This window comes from Legionella gresilensis, assembly GCF_900639865.1.
Lineage (GTDB): Bacteria > Pseudomonadota > Gammaproteobacteria > Legionellales > Legionellaceae > Legionella_C > Legionella_C gresilensis.
Genome location: NZ_CAAAHX010000034.1, coordinates 1 through 2,701 on the forward strand (window position 1 = coordinate 1; position 2,701 = coordinate 2,701).

A 2,701-nucleotide genomic window follows, 5' to 3' on the forward strand; every position below is an offset into this window, starting at 1 on the left:
CCTCAAACCGCAGCACTCGCGCTATACACGTATTAAATAGTCTTTTATTAAACATGCTCATGATTTCAAATTCTTTAATTTTTTCATGCAATAAAATACTTCAGCTTGCCGTAAGAGTTCCCCAATCTTAATTTGTTGATACTTAATATTTTTAGAAAGACCGCTTTCTGGTTTTATGGAGCTGATTGCCAGACCATCAAACAAACAGATTTAAATAGCTATAGCTGCCATATAAACTTGTATTATCCTAGCATGAATACCACTGTATTAAGCTTATGCTAGGCAATTGCAATCATGAATATCTATTAATCTTACATCAAAAAAGTTTAAGGAAGTGGAGAGCAACCTCTAGTTTATTGATGTAAGAATTAATTGTAGTTTTACATTATCATACCGATATATTTAACACCGAAATAAGGTCCATGAAACCCATAACTAGTGGAAGGCGTTACTCCACCTGAAACCAGAGTTAAGGCTTCAAAATAGTTAGTGGCCATATATCCCCCATCAACGATAAGTTTACTCGTTGGCATATTGTAAGTGTATGCAACACCTAATTTAACATCTAACTCTGGAACAATAGTTGTGGAAGAAGAATTAAAGAAAGGAAGCGTGCCACCCGATTTATCCAGTGAATCAACATCTCCAATTAATAAAGCACCAGCAAGTCTGCCATAAATACTGAATGCATCATTAAAATTATAAGCCAAGTCCATACCAACACGAGGACCTACACCTTTAAATTTTTGAGTAGTATCATTGTAGTTTGGAATTACATCACCATCGGTAGTAGTAATAGTGACTGGCGCATATTCTTGAAGCTTTATATTTGCATATTGAATGCCTGCATGAAAACGCACATCTTTAAACATACCAAAGTCTGCATGTTGTCCAAATTCAACGTTAACTGCATCCCAAGCATACTTATCTTTATTATAAGCAAATGATAACGTGCTGCCTGTGACTAAGCTATCATAGGTATTACCCGAAGTTACAATATCATCTCTTAAATGATACCAGCTTGCTGTAATATCAGAGCCTGTACCAAAATGGTAAGAACCCTCAAGGTTAAAGCCCCATAACCAGTCATCATGTTTGTCTAAGAATGTTCCGTTTGTATTATAACCTAAGAAATTATCAGCATACTGGTTGCCATTAAAAGCAGGTCTTAGATACAGAGCGTGAATACCTACGTCAAACCCTATAGATTCACAAGGGACGGTAACATTCCCAGGTACACAAACAGGACCCATGGTACCAGCAATAGCAACGCCACTACTTAATGCGAGTAAAGATAAAACAATTTTCTTCATTATTAATTAATCCTTAAAAACAATTCCAATGTTAGCTTTCAATAAAGCAATGGATATAATACTCCTAAACGATACAAAGTTAAGAAATAATAATTTTTTTATTAGGCGGGAACATATATTTTTGATTAGGTTATTTTAGTAGTCAGATAATAATTGGTTTTAAATGGTCGTTTTACAAAGCTTTTTCATAAATGCAAAAAAAGAATAATAATTGTTTTAAAAAAAGTATCAAAATCACTAGAATATACTTTTTTGTCATTTAAAGAGCATCATGCTTTCTTCCCTGAACTTTTTTTCAAGCCTACCGACTGATGCAGTGCTTTTAATTTATTTAAAGCTGCCTGCTCAAGAGTTATATTTAAAGTGCCGCATGTTAGATAAGCAACAATCGTTTCTAGCGACGATTGGCTTACTAGACAAGCAAGAGCAAGTGGCGGTTGATTATCAACAACGATTAGTCATGGATTTATTAAATTCGCAAACACATTCAACACTAACCACTATAGCTTTATCAAAGCCTCATCATCATCGCCTCATAAACACTTTGTTGCGGCTTATAAAAAATCCTTTATTTGAATTAACAAATAAGTTAGCGGTAATACAACTACTAGGTAAATTAAAGGGTCAAGAATTTGTGTTAATGGATGCCGCCTTGGATGAGATTGAGTCTAAATTAAAGAGCCAACATAGTGAGGAAATTTATCAGGCGCTTACATTATTAACTATCTTGATGCCTTGTCTTAACGCAAATACCAATTTTGATAGGCTGCTTCAAGCCGTTCAGTTAAAACTGGCGGATAATAAGGAGAAAATAAGAGAAGCGGCGCTCAAGTGTTTGACCTTGCTTGTTCCCTATTTGTCACCCAGTGAGGTGAATCGACTGTTTCAATCTGTTCAATTAAAATTGGCAAATAATGACAGGGATGTAAGACAGGTGGGGCTCAAGTGTTTAGGCGTGCTTATCCCCAGCTTGCCGCCTAGTGAAGTTATTGAGTCGCTTCAAGCCGTTCAATTGAAGCTGGCGGACAATGAAATTAATGTACGAGAAACGGCGCTCAAATGTTTAGGCCTCCTTATTCCCTACTTGTCATCAAGCGAGATAACTTCGCTGCTTCAAGCAGTTCGACTGAAATTGGCAGATAAGGATAGAGTTATACGAGAAGCAGCGCTCGGTTGTTTAGCCCTACTTGTTCCCTACCTGCCACCCAGTGAGTTCAATCCGCTACTTCAAAAAGCGCACTTGAAATTACTGGATAATGACAATAATGTACGAGAAGCAGCGCTTAATTGTTTAGCTATGCTTATCTCTCGCGTGTCCTTAAGTGACGTCAGTACGCTGCTGCAAGCGATTCAGTTGAAATTGACAGATAATGATTGGAAAGTAAGAC

Annotated in this window: 2 protein-coding genes; one reads left to right on the forward strand and one right to left on the reverse strand. The window is 36.6% G+C overall.

Going from position 1 to position 2,701, the window contains the following annotated elements:
- Nucleotides 1-380: 380 nt before the first annotated feature.
- On the reverse strand, nt 381-1,313 hold the full coding sequence (locus E1P04_RS17305) for an Lpg1974 family pore-forming outer membrane protein (RefSeq protein ID WP_131784104.1): 933 nt from the start codon (nt 1,311-1,313) through the stop codon (nt 381-383).
- A gap of 271 nt (nt 1,314-1,584) precedes the next feature.
- Here E1P04_RS17305 and E1P04_RS17790 point away from each other — a divergent pair.
- Nucleotides 1,585-2,701 (forward strand): HEAT repeat domain-containing protein (locus E1P04_RS17790; RefSeq protein WP_165482848.1); only part of this gene is annotated, 1,117 nt, incomplete at its 3' end.

Coding starts and splice junctions, on each gene's coding strand:
- E1P04_RS17305 (WP_131784104.1), bottom strand. CDS start 1,313: ATGAAGAAAATTGTTTTATCTTTACTCGCATTAAGTAGTGGCGTTGCT.